Here is a 25,347-nt window from a genome sequence, read left to right as displayed (position 1 = left end):
CCTGATCTTCATCGTCGGTGTGTAGATGTCCGGCATTGCCTACTCCTTCGCCAATGCCATCTGGCCGGCCTTCTACGGGGAGATGTTCCCGACGCGCGTCCGCGCCACCGGCCTGGCCCGGGCATCTTCGTGAGCGCCATGTGCATCCTCTCGGGTGCCTCCGCCCTGACCGCGAAGGAAACCAGCAAGCGCAGCCTCGAGGAGATCAACCAGCTGCACACCACCCGCACCAAAGCGGCGGACGCCTCGCGCATCGACTAGGGTTCCAGTGGACATCCGGTCGACACCGGCGGAACCACGGGCAGGAGTACACGTGACGGCACAAGCGCCGCGACGACGGCCGCAGGAGAGCGTGGTGCTGCTGGATGCACGCCACGAGCCCATCGGAACGGCCGCAAAATCCGAGGTCCATACCCGCACGACGCCGTTGCATCTGGCCTTCTCCTGCCACGTCTTCGCGCCGGACGGACGCGTGCTGGTCACGCGTCGATCCCTGGCGAAGCAGGCCTGGCCCGGGGTGTGGACCAACTCGGTCTGCGGGCACCCTGCACCAGGGGAGGCCGGCGAGGAGGCGGTCCGGCGTCGTGCACGCTACGAACTCGGTCTGGAACTGGGGGCCGTCGTGGAGGTCCTGCCGGAGTTCGCGTACCGCGCCGAGGACGCGTCCGGCATCGTCGAGAACGAATTCTGCCCCGTCCATTTCGCCCTGGCGGCCGGCGAGCCGGAACCACGGGAGAGCGAGGTGGCCGAACACCGGTGGGTCGCTCCGGCTGAGCTGGTCGCCGCGGTGGCCGCTGCACCCTGGGCCTTCAGCCCCTGGCTTGTCCTGCAGATGTCCGACTTTGCATCGCGCGGCATCGACTACCTGGCCCCACACCAGTAGGCACCAGTCAGCAGACACCGAATGGCCCCGCAGCACACCCGGCTGCGAGGCCATTGCGGTACCGGGCTAGTTCGCGACGGTGAAGCGGCGGTGCCGGTGCTGGGGGTCCTCCAGCTCGTCGAGCACGGCCACCGCGAAGTCCTGCGTGGAGATGGCGTCGCCCACGGGCGAGTCGGCGCCGAGCGTGTAGGTGCCCGTTCGTTCGCCCGGGGCAATCACCGGCGCCGGGGCAAGCATCGTCCAGTCCAGGCCGGAGGCCGAGTTGTAGTTCTCCATCACCGCGACCATGGCGCGGGATTCGGCTTCGTATTCCGGGGGGAAGCCCGGCTGGTCCACGAGCAGCCCGCCATCGACCATGGTGCTGCCGGCGCCGCCGACGACGAAGACGCGGGCCGGGACCAGGGTCTCGCTGATCTCCTCGTGCGCGTCGATGAAGTCCTGCGGATCCCCGCCCTCACGCGACGGCGGAACGGAAAAGACCACGACGTCGTGGTCGGCTGCCAGGGCCCGGTAGGCCGCGAGGTCGCCCAGCTCGGCGGTGGCGGATGCCGCGCCGTCCACGGCCCGACCCGAGCGCGAAACGGCGGTGACCTCGTGTCCGCGGGCCACGGCCTCGTTGACGATCTGGCTGCCGACCATTCCGGTGGCTCCGTAAACGGCGATCTTCATGGTGAATCCCTCTCCTGGATGGCTGATGTCTCGATGCTATGCATTTGATACCCGGTACCTCAACGTCATAAAGTACCCCAATGGATACCATCGACCGCCCCTTCGACGTCATGGACGTCGACTGCCCGTCCCGTCTGGTCCTGCAACGCATCGGCGACAAGTGGACGCCCCTGGTCATGCAGACGCTCAAGGCCGGGCCGGGACGGTTCACGGCGATCCGGTCGGCGGTGGGAGGCGTTACCCCCAAGGTACTGACGCAAACCCTGCGCGCGCTCGAACGTGACGGGCTTGTTGCGCGCACCGTCTACGCCCAGGTCCCGCCCCGCGTCGACTACGCCCTCACCGAGCTGGGCGCGACGCTGCTGGAACCGCTCGACGCCGTCCGCGCCTGGGCCGAGACGCACGCAGACGCCATCCTCGCCTGCCGCGAGGTCTACGACGACCGGCAGGAAGCCTCCCGTGCCTGAGTCCCTACCGGAGCCGGATGCCGCGCCCGAACCCGAACTGCACGGCGACGCCGCCACCGTGGTCCTGCTGCGCGAATCGCCGCGCGGCCCGGAGGTGCTCCTGCTCGAACGCCCGTCGCACCGGGGATCCTTCGCCGGCGCCTGGGTCTTCCCGGGCGGCCACGTCGACCACGAGGATCGTGAAGCGGTGGCCGCGCAAACCGATCCCGAAGTGGCACGCGCCGCCGGACACCCGGTTCCCGACCTGCACGACGGCGGTGCCCCGGATCCGCTGTTGGCTGCCGCGCTGCGCGCGGGTGTACGCGAGACCTTTGAGGAGACCGGACTGGAGGTCCTGGAGGCGGAGCTGGCGGGCTTCTCGATGTGGACCCCGCCGCCGACGGCCCCGAAGCGCCTCCGGACCTGGTTTTTCCTCGCCATCGTGGACGCCGGGTCCTCGCAGCATCTGCGCCTGAGTCCCGACGAGCATGTCGACCATGCCTGGCTGACGCCCGCCGAAGCACTGCAGCGCCACGGGGAGGGTGCCATCAGCCTGGTGCCGCCCACGTGGATGACGCTGCGCTGGCTGGCCCGGCAGGACAGCGCAGCGGGAGCGGTCGAGGCAGCGCGAAGCCGCCCGCCCGCGGATTTCCGCAGCCTGCGCACCGTTGACGAGCAGGGCCGCCCGATCGTGGCCTGGGCCGGCGACGAGGCCTACGACGTCGGCGGGTTGGCCGGGCCCGCCGGGGCGCGCAACCGCGTCCACCTCGGTTCGCTGCCCTGGGTCAGGGAACGGACACCCCGCGAAGGTTGATCAGGCGGCGTCGATGGCGCGGCGCAGCACGTCCGCCAGGCGCCGGACGCCCTCGGTGATCTTCTCCGGCTCCACGGCGCTGAAGGCCAGCCGCAGGCGGTTGTTCGGCTCGTCGCCCGGGGTGAAGGCGGCCCCGGGGATGAAGACCACGCCGCCCTCGATCGCCTCGGCCAGCAGGGGGTAGGTGTCGATCCCGGCCGGCAGGGTGACCCAGATGAAGAAGCCGCCATCCGGCGTCGTCCATTCCACGCCCTCGGGCATGTGCTCCTCGAGCGCGGCAAGCATCGTGGCGCAGCGTTCGGCGTACAGGCTGCGGTAGGTGGCGATCTGCCCGCGCCAATCGTGCCCGTCGAGGTAGCTGGTGATCAGCAGCTGGTTCAGCGTCGGCGGGCAGAGCACCACGGCCTCGCTGGCCAGGTAGAACCGCCGGGTCAGGTGCGCCGGCAGCAGCGCCCAGCCGATGCGCAGCCCCGGGGCCAGGATCTTGGAGAACGAGCCCATGTAGATGACGTCGTCCGGGTTGCCCGCGCGCAGCGGGGCGTACGGCTCGCCGTCGAACTTGAGCAGCCCGTAGGGGTTGTCCTCGAGGACCAGGATGTTGGCCTCGCGGCAGATGTCCACGATCTCCTGCCGGCGTTCGGCCGCCAGCGAGATGCCCGAGGGGTTGTTGAAGTTCGGGATCGTGTAGAGGAACTTGATGCGACCGCCACGCTCGTTGACCTCGGCGATGCGGGAGCGCAGCTGGTCGGGGACCAGCCCGTGCTCGTCCATCGGGACCGATTCGACCTCGATCTGGTGGGCCTCGAAGGTGTTCAACGCGCCCACGTACGTCGGGTCCTCGCACAGCACCACGTCGCCCGGATCGCAGAAGACCTTGCACGCCACGTCCTGGGCCGACTGCGAGCCGGTGGTGACCACGATGTCGTCGGGGTCGACGCCGGTGATGCCCTCTTCCGCCATGACCTGGCAGATGTGCTCGCGCAGCTCCACGGTGCCCTTGCCGCCGCCGTACTGCAGGGCCGTCATGCCCTGCTCGGCGATGAGCTGGTGGGCCATCTGGCCGATCTTCTCCAGCGGGAGCGATGCCAGGTACGGGTTGCCGCCGGCGAGCGAGACCAGCCCCGGGCTCAGCGAGATGTCGAAGACGTCGCGCACGGCGGACTGCTTGATGCCGGCCGCGCGCGCGGAGAACAGGCTCTCGTGGCGGGCCGAGGCCTGCGCGCGTTCGAGGGCGACCTCCGATTCGGTCGGCAGCGATTCATGGTCGGGGGTGTTCTGCGGTGTGGTCACCCTCACATGGTAACAACGGTTCACCGGGAGGCAACAGCTGTTCCCTGCTGGGCTTATTTGCGGCTGCCCTGCCGCGGACGACGGCGGAGCCGGGCCTACGCGGGCGCCTCACCGGGGCCCGGTGCCCGGTTCTCGCGGGCCGCATCCCGGGCCGCCACCCAGGCAGCCACGTCGGCGGGCCTGATCCTGCGGTGGCTGCCCCGGTACTCCACCGCGATCGTCCCGGCGTCGGTGAGGTTGCGCATGTAGGTGTTGGACACCCCTGCCAGCCGCGCGGCCTGCGAGGTGTTCAGCCACCGGTCCGCGGTGCTCAACACCACGGCCTCCCCACCGGCCAGCCGGCCCAGCAGGTCCAGCACGGCGTCGGTGGCCGCCGGGGGCAGGCGCACCGCGGTCCCGTTGACGAACACCGTCGCATCGGGGGATTCGGCCAGGGCAGCCCCCAGGCGGGCGGCGTCGGCCGGGGCCAGCGCCTCGTGCTGGGTGGTCTTCGTGAGGGCCGTGGTCTCCTGTGGCATGGTCCCATCATGCCGTGCCGACGGCCCCAGCGGCAGGCCCGTATGTCCCAGGGCCCCGGATATGGGCCCGGATATGGGACAGTCGGGACATGACGTTGACGATCGCGCTCGCCCAGCTCAACTCCACCGCGGATCTGGAGGCGAACTTCGACCTGGTCCGTGACCAGGCGCGGCGCGCCCGCGAGGCGGGTGCCGCCGTCGTGGTCTTCCCCGAGGCGACCATGTGCGCCTTCGGCAACCCGCTCACCGCGGTGGCCGAACCGCTCGACGGGCCCTGGGCGAACCGGATCCGCGCCCTGTCCGCCGAGCTCGGCATCGTCACGGTGCACGGCATGTTCACCCCTGGGGAAGGCGGGAGGGTGCGCAACACGCTCCTGGCCACCGGTCCCGGGGTGGAAGCCAGCTACGACAAGATCCACCTCTACGACGCCTTCGGGTTCGCCGAATCCGACGCCTTGACCGCCGGGGACTCGATCGCCACCTTCGAGGTCCAGGACACCGTGTTCGGCCTGTCGACCTGCTACGACGTGCGCTTCCCGGACCTCTATCGCGCCACGACCGCAGCCGGGGCCGCAGTGAACATCGTCTGCGCCTCGTGGGGGGACGGCCCGGGAAAGGCAGCACAGTGGGACGCGCTCATCCGGGCCCGCGCACTGGACACCACCACCTTTGTCATCGCCTGCGACCAGGCCGACCCCAACGCCAGCGGCCGCCCGGCCTCCGGCACCGCGCCGCTCGGCGTCGGACACAGCGCCGTCATCTCCCCGCTGGGCCAGACGCTGGCCGCCAGCGACCCGGGCCCCTCGCTGACCATCGTCGAGCTCGACGTCGAGGGCCTCGACGCGGCCCGCGCCACGCTGCCGGTGCTGGCCAACGCGCGGGCCTTCGACGCCTCCGGCACGGCGGCAGCACCGACGGGCACGAAGACCGGCACGGCGGCGAACCCGGCGTAAAGTCCGGCGCCGGAGGTTGGGTGGACCGGCCCGATGCCTTACTGTGGGTGCAACGGTCTAAAGAAAGTACTGACCACTGCGCAAGCGCCGCGAGCCACCACCCCTGGCCGGCCTCCGCAGAGCAGGGCAGGCCGCCCGCCGCACGCGACGTGACGCGCCGGTGCGCAGCCCGCGGAATCCGTGCCATGCCCGCGTCCCGATCAGCTGACTTTCACCAGGAGCATCCCCATGTCCACCATGACCACCCCCGAATCCTCCCCGACCACGACGGCGCCCATCGTCGAAGCCGACATCTTCTCCGCGCACGAGGGCGGCAAGCTCTCCGTCGAGTCCACCATGCCGCTGGATTCCACCCGCGCCCTCTCCATCGCCTACACGCCGGGTGTTGCCCAGGTGTCCCGCGCGATCGCCGCCGACCCCGCCAAGCACGCCACGCACACCTGGGCCTCCCGCCTGGTCGCCGTTGTCTCCGACGGCACCGCCGTCCTGGGGTTGGGCAACATCGGCGCCGCCGCCTCGCTGCCGGTGATGGAGGGCAAGTCCGCCCTGTTCAAGAACTTCGGCGGCCTGAACTCCATCCCGCTGGTCCTCGAGACCACCGACGTCGACGAGATCATCGAAACGCTCATCCGGCTGCGGCCCAGCTTCGGAGCCGTTAACCTCGAGGACATCTCCGCACCGCGCTGCTTCGAGCTCGAGGAGCGGCTCATCGAGGCCCTCGACTGCCCCGTGATGCACGACGACCAGCACGGCACCGCCGTCGTCGTCCTGGCCGCCCTGACCAACGCAGCCCGCGTGGTCGGCAAGCAGCTGGCCGACCTGCGCGTCGTCGTCTCCGGGGCCGGTGCCGCAGGCATCGCCATCGCCGACATCCTGGTCAACGTCGGCGTCGGGGACGTCATCCTGCTGGACTCGAAGGGCGTCATCCACCGCGACCGCGACGACCTGAACCCCATCAAGGCCAAGTACGCCGCCACCACCAACCGCGACGGCATCATGGGCGGGATCCGCGAGGCCCTCGACGGCGCCGATGCGTTCGTCGGCGTCTCCTCCTCGACCGTCCCCGAAGAGGACCTTGCCGGGATGAACGAGGATGCGATCATCTTCGGCCTGTCCAACCCGGACCCGGAGGTCATGCCCGACGTCGCGGCACGCTACGCGTCCGTCGTGGCGACCGGGCGCAGCGACTTTCCGAACCAGATTAACAACGTGCTGGCCTTCCCGGGGATCTTCCGTGGCGCGCTCGACGCCGGAGCACGCCGCATCACCGGCGAGATGAAGATTGCCGCTGCCATGGCCATCGCGGATCTGGCCGCCGAGGACCTGGCACCGGACTTCATCGTCCCCTCCCCGCTGGATCCTCGGGTCGCCGCGGCGGTGGCCGCGGCGGTGGCCGCCGCGTCCCAGCAGTAGCACGACAGGACGACGCGCGGGCGGGGCACCCCGGTGCCCCGCCCGTTGCGTGGGCCTCCTGGGCTACGCCGGTACAGCGCCTACTCGTCCTCGGAGGAGTGCAGCCGGCGCCGGGCGCCCAGGAACGCGACCTCGGGCCGGCCGGCGACCAGCCGTTCGATGCCGTCGAGCACCTCGACCACGTGGCGGGCATCTGCTGCCACCACCCCTGCCGACAGCTCGGCGCGGCGATGGAGGTCCTGGCGGCCGGTTTCGGCGACGGAGACCTCGAAGCGCCGGCGCACTTCGGCCAGGATGGGCCGGATGACCGCACGCTTGGCCTTCAGGGAGTGCACATCGCCGAGCAACAGGTCGACTTCGATCCACCCGAACCACATGCCCCCATCATCCACCGGGCCGAAGGCATCGGCAACGGGGCTCTTCCCAGATGAGGGTGTAGGTCAGCCGGGCGCGTCGGTCCGCAGATAGACGTCGAGGTCTCCCGACGATGGAGGTTCCTACGCCATCCATCCGAAAGACCTCGACGTGACCGACGCTACCCCGCCGGCCGGCTTCGGCCGCCCTGACCTGACCGCCTTCGCGTCTCATCCCAATCGACCCTGATCGGGTCTGCTGATCCTCTCGACGAGAACGCAGCGACATCATAGCCACCTAACCCTGACCGTCCGGGAAGCCGGGGCACGTCGCATGGCCTGTGCTGCGGGCGTGTCGAGTGGGGCGTCCAGGGGCGACGCAGGAGCGTCGACGCGACGTGCTGAGAGGTGGTTCTAAGGCATGGCGATAGGTCAGGAACGGCGTCGCTCCCTGCGCAGGAGGGAGCGCAGAGTCTCGGCGTTCGCGTAGCCGACCCGTAGCGCGATCTCGGCGGAGGTGAGGTCCGTGGTTGCTGAGAGGTGCCGAGCTCGTTCGATGCGAAGCCGTTGGACGAAGCCGAGCGGAGTGAGGTTGAGCGCCGCACGGACTCGTCGTTCGAGGGTGCGCCGGCTGGTGCCGAGCGACTGCGCGACGAAGGCGACGTTGAACGGTTCGTCCAGGCGGGCGCGCACGAAGCGTTCGAACTCGACGACGATCGGGTCCTCGTGCCGGAAATGTTCGTAGGCGACGAAGGCCGCCTGCGACGGACGCTCGTCGATGATGAGGAGCTTGGCGACATGTTGGGCCAGGTCGGGGCTGATCGATCGCACGAGTGAGAGCGCGAGGTCGATGTGGGCGAAGGCGGCGCCGGCGGTGACGAGGTTCCCGTCGACCACGACCATGGTGTCGAGATCGAGGGCGACGGTCGGATAGCGCTTCAGGAACTCCGGCCCCAGGAACCAGCTGGTCGTCGCCCGCCGATGATGCATCCGTCCGGTCTCGGCGACGGCGAACACGCCGGTGCACGCCGCGGCGATCCGGGTGGTCGCCTCGTCGAGGCGCCCGAGCGAGGCGATGACCGAACGAGCATCTCGGCTCTGGAGGACGTCGTTGGTAGCGGCGGCCGTAAGGGTTCCAAGCGCAGGGACGACGACCACGTCGAACTCTCCGGACTCCGACAGCGGGTGGTCCACCGACAGGGTCATCGATGCCGTCGTGGTCACTCGCCGTTTCGGTCCGAGGATGGCGAGTTCGATCGGGTCGATCCGCGGGTCGACATCGCCGCGGGCTCCGTCGGCCACCCGCACGATGTCGATGATCGACGCGATAGCCGAACCGAAGCAGCCGTCGATCGCGATCAGTCCGATACGCATGACGTAAACAATAGCAATACTGCCGTATACGCCACTTCTCACATGCCCTTGCTCGTCATACACTGAAATCGCTTCACCAAGAAACCTCGGCACCTAGGAGAACCCCTCATGTCAACACCCGCATCACTTCCGTATGCCTTCGTCGCCAAGATCGTCGCGGCCGATGGACAGCACGACGCGCTCGCCGATCTGCTCGCCGGCGCTGTCGCGCTCGCCAACGATGAAGTAGGAACGATTGTCTGGTTCGCGGTCAGGACCAACGCCGACACCTTCTGGATCTTCGATGCATTCCCCGACGAGGCCGCTCGCGACGCCCACGCCAACGGCGCCATCGTCGCAGCCCTGATGGCCAACCAGCACCTCCTCGGCGCAGCACCCGAGATCCTGGCGGCCGACGTCCTCGCGTCCAAGCTCCCGTAGTCCGCCAACGCACGAGACGATCGCGCCCCGCCGAGCCGTCGCCAGGTCGCGACGCAACGCCACGCTGCGTTGCCGAGCGGTGCGAGGCCTATCGGCACACGGACAGGATGCCGGCCGCGAGCGCTCAGCCTGCGAGGGGTCCGTCGCAGAGGAGAGCGACGTCGGTGTCGGGCAGAGCCGTGAGGCCAGCGCATCGCGCGACCACCAGAACCGAACAGCCCCTGCCCTGCGTTTCCGCAGGTCAGGGGCTCTTCGCCGGAGCCGCCTGTCGGAATCGAACCGACGACCTAATCACGTCGGCTTTGCGTCTATCGCTTGATGCGCCCACTGGGCGAACGAGCCGCTGACCTGCGCAAACGCCGAGCGTGGGGGACGCCGCCATCCGGTGGTGACCGACGACGACCGACCAGTACCGACTGTTTCACCGGAGCTTGCGGCGGCGTCGAAGCCGAGCAAGTCGGCGGCGTCGTCGTGGACTGGCCGGTGGGGCGCCTGGTATTCCTCGTCCGCGGTGTCCAACCCGAGGTGGGAGCCGGCGCCTATTGGGGGCTGGTGTGGGGGTGGGCCCCCGCCTGGATCGCCGCCTCCGCAGGCTGCTGGAGCTCGCGAAACCGCTCCGGGACCGGCCGGGCCACCACGGTGGTGCGGCTGCTCCCGGCAGTGGGCTTCGCCGTCGTACTCGTGGCGGCCATGCCGCTGGCATCGGAGGCAAACCGCAACGCCGCCCCGGTGCCGGTGGCGGCCGAGCTCGTGCCGGCCCCGATCCCGATCGGCCAGCCCGACGCGACCTACGCGATCGAGCCCGGCGCCCCGGGAACACCGCATCCGGACGGCCGGCACTGGTGTGCCGGCGACGACGTGGCGATGTCCCTGGGCGGAGGCGACGCGGCCACGGGGCACCGCGCGCAGCAGCTGCTGGTGGAGAACACCTCGACGCGGGCCTGCCGGCTCGGAACCTACCCCGATGTCGCCTTCGACGACCCAGACGGCAACGCGATGAACGTGCTGTTCTACCGGGGCGGGTCCTTCATGACTGAGGACCCGGGGCCGGGCGTGGTGGTGCTGCAGCCCGGGGAGACAGCAACGGCGATGATGGGCTGGAACGCCATGGCTCCGGGGGGTTCGACCACCCCGGGCACCGTCCTCGTGGCCCCGTACGCCGGGGCCGACCGGATGCGGCTGGCCGTCAACGGGCCGGGCGGGGAGTTGGCGCTGGACATCGTCGACGGGGGAGCGGTGGCGATCACCGCCTGGTCCCCCGGAGGCTAGCGCTTCTTCGGCGCCTTCGGCTTCGCCTTTCCCTTGCGGGCGATGGCACGCAGCTGGATGATCCGCGCGGCACCAACGATCGCCACGACGATGCCGCCGCCCACGGCCGCGACGAACAAGGCCAGTCCCAGCTGGACGGTGCCCTGGAGCCCGAAGTACTGCAGGTCCACCGTGTTGGTGTTCTGCGCGATGAAGATGATCAGCAGGACCAGCAGCACCAGCGCCAGGACCGTGGCGGTCCACATGACCCCGCTGCGCGTGACGCGCATCGGGTCCTCGGTCGAGGCACGTGGAGCCCCCTCGGGGCGCCGGGCAGCGGTTCCGGTGCCACCCACGGTGGTTTCGGCACCGGGCCGGCCGGCCACGGCCCCGCCCACGAGGTCGCCTTCCGCGGGATCGCGGGGGTCCTGCTGCGGTGTCGGGTTCTGCTGCGGGTCCTTCGACATGTGCATCCCTTTCCTCGACGTGTGGCGGCGAGGCCGCCGGGGCCTTCGGCAACAGCTTACGGGCCGGGGCCGTTCGGGGCAGCCGCATTGGTAGGGTTTGGCTGTATCCGCCCCCGAAGGAGCCGCCGTGAACCCCCGTCCGCCACTGCGCACCGCCGTCCTGGGATTCGGCCTGTCCGGCCGCGTCTTCCACACCCCGCTGATCGCCGCGGACCCCGCCTACTCGCTGGACGCAATCGTCACGGGCAACCCCGAACGCGCCGCCCAGGCCTCCGTAGCGCATCCCGACGCACGGATCCTGCCCGACGCCGACGCCCTCTGGGCCCGGGCCGCGGACTTCGACGTCGTGGTCATCGGCACTCCTCCGGCCACCCACGCTGCCCTGGCCCTGGCGGCCATCGGGCACGGCCTGCACGTGGTGGTCGACAAGCCCTTTGCCACCAGCACCCCCGAAGCGCGCGGCGTCCTCGACGCAGCCGCCGCAGCCGGCGTCGTGCTCTCCGTCTTCCAGAACCGCCGCTGGGACGCGGACTTCCTCACGGTGTCCCGGCTGGTGGCGGACGGTTCGCTGGGCGAGGTGCTCACCTTCGAATCGCGGTTCGAACGCTGGAAGCCAGCGGGGCTGCGCGACTGGAAGGACACGGCCGGCATCGCCGGCGGCGGAGGTGTCCTCTTCGACCTCGGCACCCACGTCATCGACCAGGCGCTGGCCCTGTTCGGCCCGGCGGCAGAGGTCCACGGGCAGACCCGGCGGGTCTCCGGCGGCCCCTCCGACGCCGACGAGGACGCCTTCGTGTCCATTCGGCACACCTCCGGGGTGTGGTCGCACCTCTCGACCGGCCTGCACGTGGCCGTGCCCGCGCCCCGGTTCCGGGTCCTGGGCAGCAGGGCCGGCTACGAGGTCTGGGGCCTGGACGGACAGGAGGCAGCGCTCGACGGCGGGGCCTCGCCCAGCGACCCCGGTTACGGGCAGGTGCCCCGGGAGCAGTGGGGCCGGCTGGGGGTGCCCGGGTCCCTGGATCCGGTGCCCGCGGAGACCGGAGACTACCCGGAGTTCTACCGCGGTTTCGCCGCAGCGGTCCACGGCGACGGACCGGTGCCGGTGGACCCGGCCGATGCCCTCGCCACGTTGGACGTCATCGAGCAGGTCCACCGGGGTCATCGCGGATGAGCGCGGCCGACATGCAGGGTGCATCGGGTTCCTCCGTCCTGGTCATCGGCGGCGGGCTGGCCGGGTTCTCCCTGGCACGGCAGCTGCGCGCGCTCGGCCATACCGGCCGGCTGCGCATTGTCGACCCCGAGGGCCTGCCCTACGACCGCCCGCCGCTGAGCAAGGCCTACCTGCTCGGGCACACGGACCAGGCCGGCATCCTGCTGGCCGACGCCGACTGGTGTGAACGCCACGACGTCGAGATCCTCACCGGGACCGTGGCCGCCATCCACCCGGAGACCGGCGAAGCCGACCTGGCCGACGGAACCGTGCTGGAGGCCGACCTCCTGGTCCTGGCCACCGGCGGCACCGCCCGCCGGCTGGCCATCCCCGGGGGCGACCTGGACACCGTGCTGGAACTGCGCACCCGGGCCGATGCGGACCGGCTGCGTGCCACCCTACGCCCGGGACTGCGGCTGGCCGTCATCGGGGCGGGGCTGATCGGGGCCGAGACCGCCTCGGCCGCCCGTGAACTCGGTGCCGACGTCATCCTCATCGACCCGGTCGATCCGCCGCTGGTCCCCGCGGTGGGACCCGAGCTGGCCCGGCGGCTGCACGACATGCACGCCGAACGCGGGCTGGAGGTGGTGACAGGCGTCCCGGCCTCCATCACCATCGACGCCGGTGCCCACCTCATCACGCTCGACGACGGGCAGGCCATCACCGCCGATGCCATCCTGGTCGGCGTGGGCATCACCGCCAACACCGCGCTCGCCGTGGACGCCGGGTTGGAGGTCGATGGCGGGGTCATCGTCGACGACCGGCAGCTCACCAGCCATCCGCGGGTCTACGCGGTGGGGGACGCCGCCCGCCGCCGAACCGCGGACGGGGTCCTGCAGCGCCGGGCCGAGCATTGGGAAAGCGCGATGAACACCGGCCGCACCGCGGCCGCGGCCATCGCCGGGGCCGAGCTGCCCGTCCACGGTGCCAGCTGGTTCTGGTCGGACCGGCATGGGGTCCACGTCGAGGGCGTCGGCTCGATGACCGGCCCGGGCACCACGGTCATCCGCGAGATCGACGGGGTCCCGGCCATCGCCTTCCGCCTCGACCCGGACGGCTATCTGGCCGGCTGTGCCGCCATCGACGGTGGGCTGGCCGTCCGTGCCGCCCGCCGAATGATCGACCGGCGGGTCCACGTCGACCCGGCACAGCTCGCCGACCCGGCGGTGAACCTGAAGAAGCTGGCGCGCTGAGGCCGACTGCGGCTGGCGGCGGTAGCGGGCAGCGGGCCCGCTAGCTGTCGCGGTCGCCGTCTCGGCTGGCCTGCCGCAGGGCGCGGCCCTCTTCGATGATCCTTTCCTCCTTCAGCGACCGTTTGTCGCTGGCCTTGGTGTCGCGCGGGGGCAGCTGGACGTCTTCGGCGGCGTGCAGCCCGCCCTGCAGCTCGCGCCCGCGTTCCATTTCGGCGTCGAACTCCGCCCCCAACAACAGCGAGAGGTTCGCGATCCAGATCCACAGCAGCATGACGATCACGCCGCCGATGGCTCCATAGGTCTTGTTGTAGTGCCCGAAGTTCGAGACGTAGAAGAAGAAGCCGAGCGTGGCAATGGCCAGGATCACCAGCGCCAGCACCGACCCCAGGCTCAGCCACCGGAACTTCGGCTGCTTCACGTTGGGCGTCCCGTAGTACAGCACGGCGATCAGCAGGATGGCGAAGACCACCAGCACCGGCCACTTGGCGATGTTCCAGACCATGACGGCGGTTTCGCCGAGGCCGACGGCGTCGCCGATCGTCCGGGCAATGGGTCCGGAGACGATCAGCAGGATCGCCATGGCCACGGCCAGCAGGAGCATCACCAGCGTGACCAGCAGCATCAGCGGGCGCAGCTTGTAGAACGGGCGCCCCTCGTCGACCTCGTAGATCCGATTCATGGCCCGGCCGAAGGCGCCCACGTAGCCCGAGGCCGTCCATAGGGCGCCCAGCAGGCCGACGATCAGGGCGAGTCCGGCCGACGGCGCGGTGGCCAGCTGTTCGATCGGCTGCCGCAGCGTGTCGGCGACCTGGGGGCTGGCGACCCCTTCGATCATCCCCATGATCATCTTGACCGTGGATTCTGCCTGGCCGACGACGCCGAGCAGGGAGACCAGGGCCAGCAGCGCGGGGAAGATCGACAGGACCGTGTGGTACGTCAGCGCGGCAGCCAGGTCGGTGCACTTGTCCCGGGAGAATTCCCCGATGGTGCGCTTGAGGATGTATTTCCACGCCCGGCCGGACAGCTGCGGGGGCGCGGTGGGCTTGCGGCGGTCGTCCGCCGGGGGCTCCTGCCCGCGGCGTGCGGCGGACTCGTCCGCCTGGTGCTGCCGGTCTGCAGATGATCGGGAAGACATTCGTACCCTCCAACGACGATCGGAAGTGTCGGTCCTGGGAAAGGCCAGTCAAACACGACGACGGCAGGCCAACAACGCTTTCAGCGTCCCGCGGCCGCCAGGGGCCTGTCGTCAAGCAGGTTTCGCTCTGTGACGGGAAACGACAGGACATGACGCGCCGCCACCGGCCGCGACCGCCCCATCGGCGGTCCCGGACGGGGAAATGTGACCCGGAACGACGTCCGTTTCCGTCACATGACAGCGGCCTTGGCACCCTGGGCCTCCGGGGTTTCCAATCGAAGCACGACGTCCACCGATCCGCGGTGGGCCTCACGACTTCGAGGAGCATCCGTGACAAATCGCCAGCCGGCGTACCAGGCAGAACCCCGACCGCATCCGCCGCTCCGACGACGACGGGACGCTCGCCCCGCCGCACTGCCAGCCGGCCGTTCCCTGCTGTTCGCGGGCATGGTGGCGGCCATGTCCCTGGCGCTCGCAGCGTGCGGGGGAGGGGCACACGCGGAATCGGCCGACGGCGCCGCGCGGGAACCCGTCGCCGGCGGTACGCTCGTCTACGCCACAGGGGACGTCGAGCCGGCCTGCCTGGACCCGATCGTCTCGGGCAACGTGCCGCAGGCCCTGGTCGCCACGCAGTACCTCGAACCGCTCTTCTACCAGGATGAGGACGGCAACATCGGTCCCTGGCTGGCCGAGGCGTGGAAGTGGTCGAAGGACCGGCTGTCCCTGGACATCACCGTGCGCGACGACGTTCACTTCACCGACGGCCAGCAGCTCAACGCGCAGACGATCATCGACAACGTGGCCTACATCAAGGACCCCGAGACCCTTTCCAGCACCGCCCTGCTGGCGGTCGAGAAGGTGGAATCCGTCGAGAAGGTCGACGAGTTCACCGCCCGGCTGCACCTCTCCGCACGCGACAACGCCCTGCTCGAGCATTTCGCCCAGGTGTGGCTGCCCATGCAGTCGCAGCAGGCCCTGGCCCGCGGCGCGGACGCCAACTGCCTGTCCCCGGTGGGCACCGGCCCCTTCAGGGTGCAGAGCTGGTCCAAGCAGCAGCAGATCGTGCTCACCCGCAACGAGGACTACCACACGGCCCCGCCGTCGGCCGGGCACACCGGCCCTGCCTACCTGGACCAGATCATCTGGCGCATCCTGCCGGACCACGCCGCCCGCTTTGCCGCCCTGCAGTCGGGGGAGGTGGACGTCATCGACGTCCTCCAGCCGCAGAACGCGGTCGCCGCGGACGCGGACCCCGCGCTGGACACGCTCATCGGTTCCCGCCCCGGCCACGTGGTCAACCTGACGCTGAACGCCACCACCGCTCCGTTCGGCGACGTCCGCGTCCGCGAGGCATTCGTGCGCTCCGTGGACGTCGACGCCGCCCTGAAGAGCATCTTCATGGGCACCGTCCCGCGCTCGAACTCGGTGCTCAGCAGCATCACCAAGTACAACCTCCAGGAACCCGACGTCTATGCGCAGGACGTGGACAAGGCCAACCGCCTGCTGGACGAGGCCGGCTGGACCGGCCGCGACGCCGAGGGCTACCGCACCAAGGACGGGCAGCGCCTGGCGGCCACGGTCATCCAGAACGACGCGGTGCTGGTGCCGGTCTCCGTGCTCGAGCAGTTCCAGGCCAGCGCCAAGGCCGTCGGATTCGACCTGCGGATCAGCCAGGAGGAAACCTCCAGCTTCAATGCCCGCCGCTACTCCTGGGACTACGGGTTGGCCCCGCTGTACTACACGAAGAACTCGCCGTCGGTGCTGAACATCGTCTACGACTCCGCCCACATCCCCTCGGTCATCGAGGGCGGATACCACGCGAACAACAACGGGCTCACGGGCCCTGCCGCCGAGAAGATCGACACCGCGCTGCGCGCCGCCGCCACCACCGCCGACGAGGAGGAGCGCGGCCGGCTCTACGCCCGGGCGCAGCAGCTCATCGACGCCCAGTACCTTTCGCTGCCGATCTTCGACCAGCAGACCCGCCTCGGCTTCCGCTCCGACGTCGAGGGCGTCCAGCTCCTGTCCCCGCTGGGGATGCCCACCTTCTACGACACCTGGTTGGACCGATCATGACCACACCCACCGACATCCGCCCACCGGGCGCCGAGACCATGGCGCCCACCACCGCATCCGCATCCCGCACAGTACGACGCCGGGAACTCGCCCCGATCGCCCGGCTCGCCCTCCAGCGCCTCCTGGGTGCCGCCGTCGTGCTCTGGGCCGTCGCCACCCTGGCCTTCTTCGCCCTCCGGCTCGTGCCCGGCGATCCCGTGGACGCCCTGCTCGGCGGTCCCGGAAACAACGCCACCGAGGCCATGCGCCAGCAGGCCCGCGAGGCCAACGGCCTGGACCGGCCGCTGGCGGTGCAGTACGCCGCCTACCTGGGCCGGCTGCTCACCGGGGACCTCGGGGAGTCCTACCAGCTGCGCGAACCGGTCGCCAAGATCCTCGGCGATCAGGTCGGCAGCACCCTGCTGCTGGCCGTGCTGGCGCTGGCCGCCGCGTGGGTGCTCGCCCTGGCGCTGGCGTTGTGGTCGGCACGGGGCGGCCGGATCGCCACCACCGTGGGGAACCTGCTGGAGGTCGTCTCCGCAGCCGTTCCGCACTTCTGGCTCGGCAGCCTGCTGATCCTGGTGTTCAGCGTCCAGTTGCAATGGCTTCCGGCCACCAGCGGCGCACCCGGACCGGAGGGGCTGATCCTCCCGGTGCTGACCCTGGCGATCCCGCTGGCCGGCTTCTTGGGACAGGTCATGCGCGAATCCATGCTCACCGCCATGCAGTCCCCGTTCGCGCTCTCGGCGCGGGCCCGCGGCGAGGCGGAGACCCAGGTGAGCCTGCGCCACGCCCTGCGCCACGCGGCACTGCCGGCGATCGGGCTTTCTGGGTGGGCCGTCGGCTCGCTGATCAGCGGTGCCGTGGTGGTCGAGACCGTTTTCGCCCGGCCCGGGATCGGCAGGACGCTGCTCCAATCGGTCCTCGTGCGCGATGTGCCGCTGGTGCTCGGCGTCGTGGTCCTGGTCGCCGCGATCTACGTGGTCGTCACCGTGCTCAGTGACCTGGCCGACCGGCTGGCCGACCCGCGGCTGCGTGCGGCATGAGCGGCCTGGCCCCCGGGGCCGGCCCGGCCACACCGGCCGCGGCGTCCACGTCGGCTCCGATCCCTGGAGGCGGAAGCGGGACCGCACCGGCAGGACGCCCGCGGATCCGGCGCCGGCTCGGCCCCTCGATCCTGGTCCCTGCCGTGATCCTGGCTGCCCTGGTGGCAGCGGCCGCCATCCCCGGAGTGCTGGCCCCATATGGACCGCTGGCCATGGAACCCGCCGTCGCCTTCACCCCGCCGGGCCCCGGCCACTGGTTCGGGACCGACGAATCCGGACGCGACGTCTACTCCCGGGTCATCCACGGCGCCCGCAGCTCGCTGCTCATCGGCGTGCTGGCCACGGCGATCGGCCTGGGGGTGGCGACCCTGCTCGGCGCCCTGGCCGGATTGGGCACCCGGAGACTCGACTTCGGGGTCTCCCGGTTCCTGGAGGTGCTCTTCGCCTTCCCCGGGCTCCTCCTGGCCCTGCTGGTCATCACCATCCTGGGCCCCGGCGTCGTCACCACCACGGTCGCCGTCGGCCTGTCCACAGCCCCGGGCTACGCCCGCATGATCCGCTCCCAGGTCCTCTCGGTCCGCCGGTCCGGCTATGTGGAGGCCTCTGTGGTCCAGGGCCGCTCGCGCTGGTTCATCATCCGCCACCACATCCTGCCCAATGTGGCGGCGCCCCTGCTGGTCCTGGCCACGCTCGGGATCGGGCAGGCCATCGTCTGGGCCTCGTCGCTGAGCTTCCTGGGTCTGGGCGCCACCCCGCCGGACCCCGAATGGGGCTCGATGCTCTCCAACGGGCGCCTCTACATCGGCAATGCCTGGTGGCTGACCGTCTTCCCCGGCCTGTTCATCGTGCTCAGCGCCGCCACCACCACACTGCTCGGCCACGGCGTGCAGCGGCACCTGAAGGAGAACCCATGAGCACCACAGACACACCCCCGGTGGTCAGCGTCCGCGACCTGCGGATCGGCTTCGGCCCCGCCGATGCCCCGGTCCCCGCAGTACACGGCGTCGACTTCGACGTCCACCCCGGCCAATGCCTGGCGATCGTGGGGGAGTCGGGATCCGGAAAATCGGTGACGGCGCGGACCCTGATCGGGCTGACTGGCCACGGATCCCGCATCCGGGCCGATCGGCTCGAGCTGGACGGAAAGGACCTGCTGGCCAGCAGCGACAGGGACTGGCGCCGCGTCCGCGGCGCCGGGATCGGCTACATCCTGCAGGACGCACTGGTGTCGCTGGACCCGCTGCGCACCATCGGCACGGAGATCGATGACGCGCTGCGCATCCACACCCGGCTCGGACCGCGCCAGCGACGCCAACGGGTCCTGGAACTGCTGGAAGCGGTCGGCATCCCCGAGCCGGAACAACGCATCAACCAGCGCTCCGGGGAGCTCTCCGGAGGCCTGCGGCAGCGTGCTCTGATCGCCTCCGCCATCGCCTTGGAGCCCGCGCTGCTGGTGGCCGACGAACCCACCACCGCACTGGATGCCACCGTGCAGGCACAGATCCTGGACCTGCTCGCCGAACGCAAGGCCGCAGGATCTGCACTGCTGCTGATCAGCCACGACCTGGCCGTCGTCGCCCAGCTGGCGGACCACATCGCGGTCATGCGGGCCGGGGAAATCGTCGAATCCGGGGCCGCCGCCGAGGTGCTGGCCAACCCGCACCACGACTACACCCGCCGCTTGCTGCGCGCCGTCCCGACCGACAAGCCCCGTGGCAGCCGGCTCTCGGACACCGCGACCGGCATCACCGACCGCCACCGGAAGCTAGTCGCAGCGCGGGGCCCGGCGGGGCCGGATGGGGTGGACCATGACGTGGTCCTGTCGGCGGCGAACCTGCGCAAGACCTATCGGAACCCCGATGGCACCGACCGGGTCGCCGTCGCGGACGTGTCCTTCGCCCTGCGCCGCGGCACCACCTTGGGCATCGTCGGCGAATCCGGATCCGGCAAGAGCACTGTCGCCCGCATGGCGTTGGGCCTCGCCCGACCCGACGCCGGAAGCGTCGACCTGCTGGGCCGCCCCTGGAGCGCCCTGCCCGAACGCGAGCGACGGCCGCTGCGCCGCCAAGTGGCCACCATTGCACAGGACCCGCTGGGTTCCTTCGACCCGCAATGGAGCGTGGGCCGGATCCTCTCCGACGCCCTGGCCGGCAGCGGCCGGCGCAGCCGCGACGAGGTCGCCGCCCTGCTCGAAACCGTCGGCCTCGGCCCGCACCTGGCCACCCGTCGGCCGCTCTGGCTCTCCGGCGGCCAGCGCCAACGCGTCTCCATCGCCCGGGCCCTGGCCGGCGGCCCGGAGATCATCATCTGCGACGAACCGGTCTCAGCCCTTGACGTCTCCATCCAGGCGCAGGTGCTCGACCTGCTCGATGACCTGCAGCGCGAATTCGGCCTCAGCTACGTCTTCATCTCCCACGACCTCGGAGTCATCCGGCACGTCAGCGACGAGATCCTGGTCATGCAAGCCGGCGAGGTCGTGGAAGCCGGACGCACCGAAGAGGTCTTCGCCGCCCCCACCCAGCACTACACCCGCAGCCTGCTCGAGGCGGCACCTCGGCTGGCCCCTGCGGCCGGCACCGGCCCGGCAGCCAACGGACCGAAAGGACGCCCATGACCACCCTCTCCGACGTCGGCACCACCCAGGACGCCCCCACGACCACCTCGCTGCTGGAGCGGTTCGCCCCGCTGCTGGAGCACATCGCCTCCGGGGCCGTGCACCGTGAGAGCGCCCGGACCCTGGCCTACGACGCCGTGGCCCGGCTGGCGCAGGCCGGCTTCACCTCCGTGCGCATCCCCCGGGAACACGGCGGGCCGGGGGCCAGCCTGGCACAGACCCTCCGGTTGCTGCGGGAACTGGCCATCGCCGACCCCAACCTGGTCCAGGCATTGCGTGCCCATTTCACCGCCGTCGAGGTCCTGCTTTCCGGCCCCGACAGCGAGCGCCGCGGGCGCTGGCTGAAGCGCATCGCCGACGGCGCCATCCTCGGCAACGCCACCACCGAGAAGGGCAATGCACCCGGAACCAACTCGACGCACTTGCTGGACCGCAACGGGCAGCTCGTGCTGACCGGCACCAAGTACTACAGCACCGGCAGCCTCTACGCCGACTGGATCCAGGTCCACGCCGATACCGTGGACGGTAGGAGCGTCCGGGCGACGGTCCGCCGCGATGCCCCCGGCGTCGAGGTGCTCGATGACTGGGACGGATTCGGGCAGCGACTCACCGCCTCGGGCACCGCCCGGTTCGACGACGTCGCCGTCGACCCCCAGGACGTGATCGAGGCCCCGCGTGGCGGCCCAGGATTCACCGCGGCCTACGTCCAGGCGATCCTGCTGGTGGCCCTGGGCGGCATCGCCGCAGCGGCGCGCCGTGACACCGTCGACTACGTCCGCGGCCGGACCCGCGCCTTCGCACACGGCGTCGGGGAATCGGCTTCACGCGACCCGCTCGTCCAGGAGGTGGTCGGGCGCATCTCCAGCTCGGTGTTCGCCATTGACGCCGTGCTCGACGCCATCGGGGAACGGATCCAACAGGCCGCCGCCCGGCAGGCAGCGGGCGGACTGGACGCAACCGAAACGCAGGAACTGGATGCCAGCGTCTCGGAGGCGCAGGTCTTCGTCGTCGAACAGACACTTGACGTCACCAACCGCCTCTTCGAGGTCGGCGGTGCCTCCGCCGTCTCCCAGGGACGCGGCCTGGACCGCCACTGGCGCAATGCCAGGGTCCTGGGCCAGCACAACCCCGTCATCTACCGTGCCCGCGAAATCGGCCAACACCAGTTGACCGGAGACCAACGCACCACAGCCATCTACGTCGGCGCCGCAGGTGCCCAGGTACCCGCCACCACACCAGGAGACCCCGCATGACCACGCCCCTGCTCTTCAACGCCTTCCTGATGAACACCGTCTCCCACATCCACCACGGTCAGTGGCGGCACCCCGAGGCCCGCCAGCACGAGTTCAACGACCTTTCCCTCTGGACGGACCTGGCCCGGACGCTCGAGGAGGGCCTGTTCGACGCCATGTTCTTCGCCGACGTCACCGGCCTCTACGGCCCGGCCGGCGGCCAGTACGCGGACAACGTCACCGAGGGCCTGCAGATCCCCTCCAACGACCCGGCCGTCCTGCTCGGGGCGCTGGCCGCCGTCACGAAGGACATCGGGCTGGCCTACACCTCCAACGTCATGCAGAACCATCCGTTCAACTTCGCCCGCCAGGTCTCCACGCTGGACCACCTCTCCCGCGGGCGGGTGGCGTGGAACATCGTGACCAGCACGCAGGAGAACGCCGCCCGCAACTTCGGGCTGCCAGCACTGGTCGAGCACGATGCCCGGTACGACTGGGCCGACGAATACCTCGACGTCGCGTACAAGCTGTGGGAGGGGTCCTGGGACGAGGACGCCGTGCTGGTGGACAAGGCCGGGGGACGGCACGCCGACCCGTCGCGGATCCACAAGATCCACCACATCGGGCCCCGCTACTCGGTGGAGGGCCCCCACCTGCCGGCACCGTCCCCGCAGCGCACGCCACTGCTTTTCCAAGCTGGCGGCTCCGAACGCGGCATCCGCTTCGCCGCGAAACACGCCGAAGCGGTCTTCATCGGCCCGCCCGACCCCGAGGGCGCGCGGCAGCACACCGCCACCGCCCGCGCAGCGGCTATCGAGGCCGGCCGCCGGGGGGAGGACATCAAGTTCTTCCAGGGGCTGAGCTTCATCGTCGGGTCCACCCATGCGGAGGTGGACCGCCAACGCGCCGACCTCGAGGAGTACTCATCGGTCACCGGCTACCTCACGCATTCCTCGCTGGGCATCCTGCCGGACGGTTCCCGGCTGCCGGAGGACACGGAGTTGCGCGCTATTCCGAACAACGGCGGGCAGGGCTTCGTGGACTGGCTGCGGCGGGCGAACCCGGACCGCGAACCCACCCTGGCCGACCTGGCCCGGAACCGGATCCAGCGCGGCATCGTCGCCGGCACACCGGACGAGATCGCCGACCAGCTGGTGCGCTGGCAGCAGGCCGGGATCGACGGGGTCAACGTCATGAACTGGCGCCTGCCCGGAAGCTACCTCGAGTTCAACGAACGGATCCTGCCCACGCTGCAACGCCGCGGCCTGGCCAAGACCGCCTACTCACCCGGGACCCTGCGCCGCAAGGTCTTCGGCCACGACCGGCTGCCGGAGAACCACCCGGGCGCCCGGTACCGCGGGGCATTCGGCCGAGCCCCGAAACCTGTCGTCGTCCACTGACCGGCCGGGGCGGCGCCAGCCGACGACGACGGAGGGCGGGTTCGCGCTGGAACCCGCCCTCCGTCGTCGTACTCTGATCTGCTCGGCGCTCAGGCGTCGATGCGGGCCCGGCGCTCCTCGTGCTCGCGGGCGACCTTCGCCTGGTGTTCGGCGCGGATGCGGGCGTGCAGCGGGTTGCGGCGGACCACCAGGTAGCCGATGGCCAGGGCCACGAACCAGACCGGGGTGAACAGCAGGGCCTGCAGCGTATCCGGCTGCGTGGTCAGCGCCCACAGGATGAAGGCGAAGAACACCATCACCACATAGGGCATGAACGTGCCACCGGGCATCTTGAAGGTGCTCGCCTCGTGCAGGTGCGGGCGGCGACGGCGGTAGACGACGTAGCTGAGCAGGATGATCGTCCAGACGAACATGAAGCACAACGCGGAGATCGTGGTGACCAGGGTGAACGCCTCGGCCACCGAGCCCTCCGCGTAGAGCAGCACGACACCGGCGAGCAGGAACATGCACGAGAACAACAGGGCGTTCTTCGGGACCTTGCGGCTGGACAGGCGGCCGAAGGCCTTCGGGGCGTCCCCCTCGCGGGAGAGGCCGTAGACCATGCGCGAGGTCGAGTAGATGCCCGAGTTGGCGCTGGAGGTCGCGGAGGTAAGCACCACGAAGTTCACCACTCCCGCCGCTCCGACCAGCCCGGCCAGGGCGAACATGCCCACGAACGGGGACTCGTTGGCCGTGTAGCCGGTCCAGGGCCGGACGGCCATGAGGATGATCAGGGCGCCCACGTAGAAGAGCAGGATGCGCACCGGAATGGAGTTCACGGCACGGGGCAGGTTCTTCTCCGGATCCTTGGTCTCCGCGGCGGCGGTGCCGACCAGTTCGATGCCGACAAAGGCGAAGACGGCGATCTGGAACCCGGCAACGAAGCCCATGAAGCCGGTCGGGAACATGCCCCCGTGCTCCCACAGGTTGGAGAAGGAGGCGGTGGCGCCCTCGGACTCGAAGCCCATGATGATCATGACCAGGCCGGTGACGATGAGGGCTAGGATGGCCACGATCTTGATCAGCGCGAACCAGAATTCGGTCTCGCCGAAGGCACGCACCGTGGGCAGGTTGAGCCCGAGGAGGATGAGGATGCAGGCCACAGCCGGGATCCACAGCGGCAGCTGGGGCCACCAGAACGCGACGTAGTGGGCGATGGCCACCACGTCGGCGATGCCGGTGACGACCCAGCAGAACCAGTAGGTCCAGCCGGTGAAGAACGCGGCCCAGGGCCCGAGGATGTCGCCGGCGAAGTCGCCGAAGTTCTTGTACTTCAGGTTGCTCAGCAGGATCTCGCCCATGGCCCGCATGACGAAGAAGAGCATGAAGCCGATGACCATGTACACGAAAATGACCGAGGGGCCGGCAGCGGAGATGGTCTTGCCGGAGCCCATGAACAGGCCGGTGCCGATGGCCCCGCCGATGGCGATGAGCTGGATGTGGCGGTTGGACAGGGCGCGGTCGAGTTTGGGCTCTCCCGGCCCGTCGCCGGGCGCGGTCGTCTCGACCTGGGTGCTTGCGGACATGGGTACTTCCTTGTGTTCGGGCAGGGGATGCCACCTCGTGGAAGGGGGCGCTCTGTGATCGCGGATACACAGCGGCAATCACTGTAGCGCCACAGGCGGCGGCCACCGCAACCAGATGGCCGGGTTGCGCCGCGGCACGCAGTGTGACGGGCACGACGGCGGTGGAACGCCGGGCCGCAGACTCGGTAATGTGGGGGCATGTCCCTTCGCAACCGCCGCGCCGCGTCCCTGCCCGCCAAACTCTCCCGCTCGTGGCTCCTGGTGAACGCCTCGAAGCCCGAGTCGTACGCCCCGGCGCTGGCCTCCGAAGCGGACTCCGTCATCTTCGACATGGAAGCGGCAGTCCCGGACGCGCAGAAGGCCGAGGCCCGCGAGGCGGTCGTGGAGGCCCTGTCGACGGGCATGACAGCGTGGGTGCGGGTCAACGGCATCGAAACCGACTTCTGGGCCGACGATCTGGCGGCCCTGTCCAAGACGAAGGGCCTGCGCGGGGTCATGCTGGCCATGACTGAGAAGCCCGAGCAGGTCACCTACACGGCAATGCGCCTTCAGGCCGGCACACCGGTCCTGGCGTTGATCGAGTCGGCCATCGGCATCGAGAATGCCACGTCCATCGCCTCCGCGCCGGGCACCTTCCGCCTGGCTTTCGGCACCAACGACTTCCGCAAGGACACCGGCGTCTCCGAGGACCCGATGGCGCTGGCCTACGCGCGCGGCAAGCTCGTGGTCGCCTCCCGCGTCGGCCAGCTGCCCGGGGCGATCGACGGCCCGGCGGCAGCCGCGGCAGATCCCGAAGACGTGCACGCCGGCTGCCGCGTCACCGCCTCGATGGGCATGACCGGCAAGCTGAGCCTCTCGCCGGCCCAGGTGGAGGACATCAACCAGGGCCTCTCGCCCAGTACCGATGAGCTCTCCTGGGCCCACGAGCTGCTCGAGGCCCACGCCGCGGGCGCTGCCGTCGGCGACGGCTCCTACCTGCCGCGTCTGGCGCGCGCCCAGAAGATCGCCGACCTCGCCGACTCCTACGGCCTCTGGAACGCCTGAGCCGG

At 70.3% G+C, this 25,347-nt stretch carries 25 protein-coding genes; 17 read left to right on the top strand and 8 right to left on the bottom strand.

Annotated elements, in window-relative coordinates; genetic code table 11:
• The first annotated feature begins 129 nt into the window (after positions 1–129).
• Together AB8M85_RS04680 and idi are read left to right on the top strand one after the other, a co-directional pair.
• A complete protein-coding gene (locus AB8M85_RS04680) occupies positions 130–261 on the top strand; it encodes a hypothetical protein (RefSeq protein WP_372697581.1) in 132 nt (43 codons plus the stop codon).
• Positions 262–313: 52 nt separating this feature from the next.
• Complete coding sequence (gene idi / locus AB8M85_RS04675) at positions 314–883, top strand: isopentenyl-diphosphate Delta-isomerase (RefSeq protein ID WP_372697580.1); 570 nt, start codon at positions 314–316, stop codon at positions 881–883.
• Positions 884–949: 66 nt separating this feature from the next.
• On the opposite strand, the gene AB8M85_RS04670 is transcribed toward idi, so the two are convergent.
• The gene (locus AB8M85_RS04670) at positions 950–1,552 is read right to left on the bottom strand and encodes an NAD(P)-dependent oxidoreductase (RefSeq protein ID WP_372697579.1); all 603 of its coding nucleotides are present in this window, start codon (positions 1,550–1,552) and stop codon (positions 950–952) included.
• Positions 1,553–1,632: 80 nt separating this feature from the next.
• Between AB8M85_RS04670 and AB8M85_RS04665 the strand changes: the two genes are divergently transcribed.
• The gene (locus tag AB8M85_RS04665; protein ID WP_372697578.1) at positions 1,633–2,019 is read left to right on the top strand and encodes a winged helix-turn-helix transcriptional regulator; all 387 of its coding nucleotides are present in this window, start codon (positions 1,633–1,635) and stop codon (positions 2,017–2,019) included.
• Positions 2,012–2,812: an NUDIX domain-containing protein gene (locus AB8M85_RS04660; RefSeq protein WP_372697577.1), complete on the top strand. Its 801-nt coding sequence runs from the start codon at positions 2,012–2,014 to the stop codon at positions 2,810–2,812. The genes AB8M85_RS04665 and AB8M85_RS04660 overlap by 8 nt, the downstream gene beginning before the upstream one ends.
• Here the strand turns inward: AB8M85_RS04660 and AB8M85_RS04655 are convergent, their stop codons facing one another.
• Complete coding sequence (locus AB8M85_RS04655) at positions 2,813–4,102, bottom strand: PLP-dependent aminotransferase family protein (protein WP_372697576.1); 1,290 nt, start codon at positions 4,100–4,102, stop codon at positions 2,813–2,815.
• A 95-nt stretch (positions 4,103–4,197) separates the two neighbouring features.
• Positions 4,198–4,620 (bottom strand): helix-turn-helix domain-containing protein, encoded by a 423-nt coding sequence (locus tag AB8M85_RS04650; protein ID WP_372697575.1) that lies wholly within the window; start codon positions 4,618–4,620, stop codon positions 4,198–4,200.
• A gap of 95 nt (positions 4,621–4,715) precedes the next feature.
• On the opposite strand from AB8M85_RS04650, the gene AB8M85_RS04645 reads away from it, so the two are divergent.
• Together AB8M85_RS04645 and AB8M85_RS04640 are read left to right on the top strand one after the other, a co-directional pair.
• Positions 4,716–5,573: a carbon-nitrogen hydrolase family protein gene (locus tag AB8M85_RS04645; RefSeq protein ID WP_372697723.1), complete on the top strand. Its 858-nt coding sequence runs from the start codon at positions 4,716–4,718 to the stop codon at positions 5,571–5,573.
• A 228-nt stretch (positions 5,574–5,801) separates the two neighbouring features.
• Positions 5,802–6,986, top strand: coding sequence for an NADP-dependent malic enzyme (locus tag AB8M85_RS04640; protein WP_372697574.1), 1,185 nt, complete (start codon positions 5,802–5,804; stop codon positions 6,984–6,986).
• Positions 6,987–7,066: 80 nt separating this feature from the next.
• On the opposite strand, the gene AB8M85_RS04635 is transcribed toward AB8M85_RS04640, so the two are convergent.
• The gene (locus AB8M85_RS04635) at positions 7,067–7,363 is read right to left on the bottom strand and encodes a DUF503 domain-containing protein (protein WP_372697573.1); all 297 of its coding nucleotides are present in this window, start codon (positions 7,361–7,363) and stop codon (positions 7,067–7,069) included.
• A 408-nt stretch (positions 7,364–7,771) separates the two neighbouring features.
• Positions 7,772–8,713 (bottom strand): GlxA family transcriptional regulator, encoded by a 942-nt coding sequence (locus AB8M85_RS04630; RefSeq protein WP_372697572.1) that lies wholly within the window; start codon positions 8,711–8,713, stop codon positions 7,772–7,774.
• 108 nt (positions 8,714–8,821) lie between these two features.
• Here AB8M85_RS04630 and AB8M85_RS04625 point away from each other — a divergent pair, with 108 nt between their 5' ends.
• Entirely contained in the window at positions 8,822–9,133 is a 312-nt protein-coding gene (locus AB8M85_RS04625) for a putative quinol monooxygenase (protein ID WP_372697571.1), read from the top strand.
• Between the two features lie 483 nt (positions 9,134–9,616).
• Positions 9,617–10,402 carry a DUF4232 domain-containing protein gene (locus AB8M85_RS04620; RefSeq protein ID WP_372697570.1) on the top strand — a complete coding sequence of 262 codons (786 nt, stop codon included), beginning with the start codon at positions 9,617–9,619 and terminating at the stop codon, positions 10,400–10,402.
• Here the strand turns inward: AB8M85_RS04620 and AB8M85_RS04615 are convergent.
• Complete coding sequence (locus AB8M85_RS04615; RefSeq protein ID WP_372697569.1) at positions 10,399–10,848, bottom strand: lipopolysaccharide assembly LapA domain-containing protein; 450 nt, start codon at positions 10,846–10,848, stop codon at positions 10,399–10,401. The two genes, AB8M85_RS04620 and AB8M85_RS04615, sit on opposite strands and share 4 nt — an antisense overlap.
• Positions 10,849–10,975: 127 nt before the next feature.
• On the opposite strand from AB8M85_RS04615, the gene AB8M85_RS04610 reads away from it, so the two are divergent.
• Both AB8M85_RS04610 and AB8M85_RS04605 read left to right on the top strand, forming a co-directional pair.
• On the top strand, positions 10,976–12,019 hold the full coding sequence (locus AB8M85_RS04610; RefSeq protein ID WP_372697568.1) for a Gfo/Idh/MocA family oxidoreductase: 1,044 nt from the start codon (positions 10,976–10,978) through the stop codon (positions 12,017–12,019).
• Positions 12,016–13,251, top strand: a complete 1,236-nt coding sequence (locus tag AB8M85_RS04605) for an NAD(P)/FAD-dependent oxidoreductase (RefSeq protein WP_372697567.1) — start codon at positions 12,016–12,018, stop codon at positions 13,249–13,251. The genes AB8M85_RS04610 and AB8M85_RS04605 overlap by 4 nt, the downstream gene beginning before the upstream one ends.
• A 40-nt stretch (positions 13,252–13,291) precedes the next feature.
• On the opposite strand, the gene AB8M85_RS04600 is transcribed toward AB8M85_RS04605, so the two are convergent.
• Positions 13,292–14,386, bottom strand: a complete 1,095-nt coding sequence (locus AB8M85_RS04600; RefSeq protein ID WP_372697566.1) for a YihY/virulence factor BrkB family protein — start codon at positions 14,384–14,386, stop codon at positions 13,292–13,294.
• A gap of 459 nt (positions 14,387–14,845) precedes the next feature.
• Between AB8M85_RS04600 and AB8M85_RS04595 the strand changes: the two genes are divergently transcribed.
• The 6 genes from AB8M85_RS04595 to AB8M85_RS04570 are packed head-to-tail and all read left to right on the top strand — an operon-like array spanning position 14,846 to position 22,733.
• Positions 14,846–16,462 carry an ABC transporter substrate-binding protein gene (locus AB8M85_RS04595; protein ID WP_372697565.1) on the top strand — a complete coding sequence of 539 codons (1,617 nt, stop codon included), beginning with the start codon at positions 14,846–14,848 and terminating at the stop codon, positions 16,460–16,462.
• A complete protein-coding gene (locus AB8M85_RS04590; RefSeq protein ID WP_372697564.1) occupies positions 16,459–17,487 on the top strand; it encodes an ABC transporter permease in 1,029 nt (342 codons plus the stop codon). Before AB8M85_RS04595 ends, AB8M85_RS04590 begins: the two co-directional genes overlap by 4 nt.
• Positions 17,484–18,401, top strand: a complete 918-nt coding sequence (locus tag AB8M85_RS04585) for an ABC transporter permease (protein WP_372697563.1) — start codon at positions 17,484–17,486, stop codon at positions 18,399–18,401. The genes AB8M85_RS04590 and AB8M85_RS04585 overlap by 4 nt, the downstream gene beginning before the upstream one ends.
• Positions 18,398–20,101, top strand: a complete 1,704-nt coding sequence (locus AB8M85_RS04580; RefSeq protein WP_372697562.1) for a dipeptide ABC transporter ATP-binding protein — start codon at positions 18,398–18,400, stop codon at positions 20,099–20,101. The genes AB8M85_RS04585 and AB8M85_RS04580 overlap by 4 nt, the downstream gene beginning before the upstream one ends.
• Positions 20,098–21,354 carry an acyl-CoA dehydrogenase family protein gene (locus AB8M85_RS04575; RefSeq protein ID WP_372697561.1) on the top strand — a complete coding sequence of 419 codons (1,257 nt, stop codon included), beginning with the start codon at positions 20,098–20,100 and terminating at the stop codon, positions 21,352–21,354. The genes AB8M85_RS04580 and AB8M85_RS04575 overlap by 4 nt, the downstream gene beginning before the upstream one ends.
• Positions 21,351–22,733 (top strand): LLM class flavin-dependent oxidoreductase, encoded by a 1,383-nt coding sequence (locus tag AB8M85_RS04570; protein ID WP_372697560.1) that lies wholly within the window; start codon positions 21,351–21,353, stop codon positions 22,731–22,733. The genes AB8M85_RS04575 and AB8M85_RS04570 overlap by 4 nt, the downstream gene beginning before the upstream one ends.
• A gap of 89 nt (positions 22,734–22,822) precedes the next feature.
• On the opposite strand, the gene cycA is transcribed toward AB8M85_RS04570, so the two are convergent.
• On the bottom strand, positions 22,823–24,298 hold the full coding sequence (gene cycA, locus AB8M85_RS04565) for a D-serine/D-alanine/glycine transporter (RefSeq protein ID WP_372697559.1): 1,476 nt from the start codon (positions 24,296–24,298) through the stop codon (positions 22,823–22,825).
• A gap of 198 nt (positions 24,299–24,496) precedes the next feature.
• On the opposite strand from cycA, the gene AB8M85_RS04560 reads away from it, so the two are divergent.
• Positions 24,497–25,342, top strand: coding sequence for a CoA ester lyase (locus tag AB8M85_RS04560; RefSeq protein WP_372697558.1), 846 nt, complete (start codon positions 24,497–24,499; stop codon positions 25,340–25,342).
• The last annotated feature ends 5 nt before the right edge of the window (positions 25,343–25,347 follow it).

The sequence above is a fragment of the Arthrobacter sp. JSM 101049 genome, from assembly GCF_041679245.1.
Classification (GTDB): domain Bacteria; phylum Actinomycetota; class Actinomycetes; order Actinomycetales; family Micrococcaceae; genus Arthrobacter_H.
Note: the sequence above shows the minus strand (reverse complement) of the source record. Positions and strands in the feature narration are given on the sequence as shown.

Bases quoted from the DNA above. Each gene is read 5' to 3' on its own strand.
- AB8M85_RS04670 (WP_372697579.1), bottom strand. From the start codon at position 1,552: ATGAAGATCGCCGTTTACGGAGCCACCGGAATGGTCGGCAGCCAGATC.
- AB8M85_RS04665 (WP_372697578.1), top strand. From the start codon at position 1,633: ATGGATACCATCGACCGCCCCTTCGACGTCATGGACGTCGACTGCCCG.
- AB8M85_RS04650 (WP_372697575.1), bottom strand. From the start codon at position 4,620: ATGCCACAGGAGACCACGGCCCTCACGAAGACCACCCAGCACGAGGCG.
- AB8M85_RS04640 (WP_372697574.1), top strand. From the start codon at position 5,802: ATGTCCACCATGACCACCCCCGAATCCTCCCCGACCACGACGGCGCCC.
- AB8M85_RS04635 (WP_372697573.1), bottom strand. From the start codon at position 7,363: ATGTGGTTCGGGTGGATCGAAGTCGACCTGTTGCTCGGCGATGTGCAC.
- AB8M85_RS04630 (WP_372697572.1), bottom strand. From the start codon at position 8,713: ATGCGTATCGGACTGATCGCGATCGACGGCTGCTTCGGTTCGGCTATC.
- AB8M85_RS04625 (WP_372697571.1), top strand. From the start codon at position 8,822: ATGTCAACACCCGCATCACTTCCGTATGCCTTCGTCGCCAAGATCGTC.
- AB8M85_RS04615 (WP_372697569.1), bottom strand. From the start codon at position 10,848: ATGTCGAAGGACCCGCAGCAGAACCCGACACCGCAGCAGGACCCCCGC.
- AB8M85_RS04605 (WP_372697567.1), top strand. From the start codon at position 12,016: ATGAGCGCGGCCGACATGCAGGGTGCATCGGGTTCCTCCGTCCTGGTC.
- AB8M85_RS04600 (WP_372697566.1), bottom strand. From the start codon at position 14,386: ATGTCTTCCCGATCATCTGCAGACCGGCAGCACCAGGCGGACGAGTCC.
- AB8M85_RS04595 (WP_372697565.1), top strand. From the start codon at position 14,846: ATGTCCCTGGCGCTCGCAGCGTGCGGGGGAGGGGCACACGCGGAATCG.
- AB8M85_RS04590 (WP_372697564.1), top strand. From the start codon at position 16,459: ATGACCACACCCACCGACATCCGCCCACCGGGCGCCGAGACCATGGCG.
- AB8M85_RS04585 (WP_372697563.1), top strand. From the start codon at position 17,484: ATGAGCGGCCTGGCCCCCGGGGCCGGCCCGGCCACACCGGCCGCGGCG.
- AB8M85_RS04580 (WP_372697562.1), top strand. From the start codon at position 18,398: ATGAGCACCACAGACACACCCCCGGTGGTCAGCGTCCGCGACCTGCGG.
- AB8M85_RS04575 (WP_372697561.1), top strand. From the start codon at position 20,098: ATGACCACCCTCTCCGACGTCGGCACCACCCAGGACGCCCCCACGACC.
- AB8M85_RS04570 (WP_372697560.1), top strand. From the start codon at position 21,351: ATGACCACGCCCCTGCTCTTCAACGCCTTCCTGATGAACACCGTCTCC.
- cycA (WP_372697559.1), bottom strand. From the start codon at position 24,298: ATGTCCGCAAGCACCCAGGTCGAGACGACCGCGCCCGGCGACGGGCCG.
- AB8M85_RS04560 (WP_372697558.1), top strand. From the start codon at position 24,497: ATGTCCCTTCGCAACCGCCGCGCCGCGTCCCTGCCCGCCAAACTCTCC.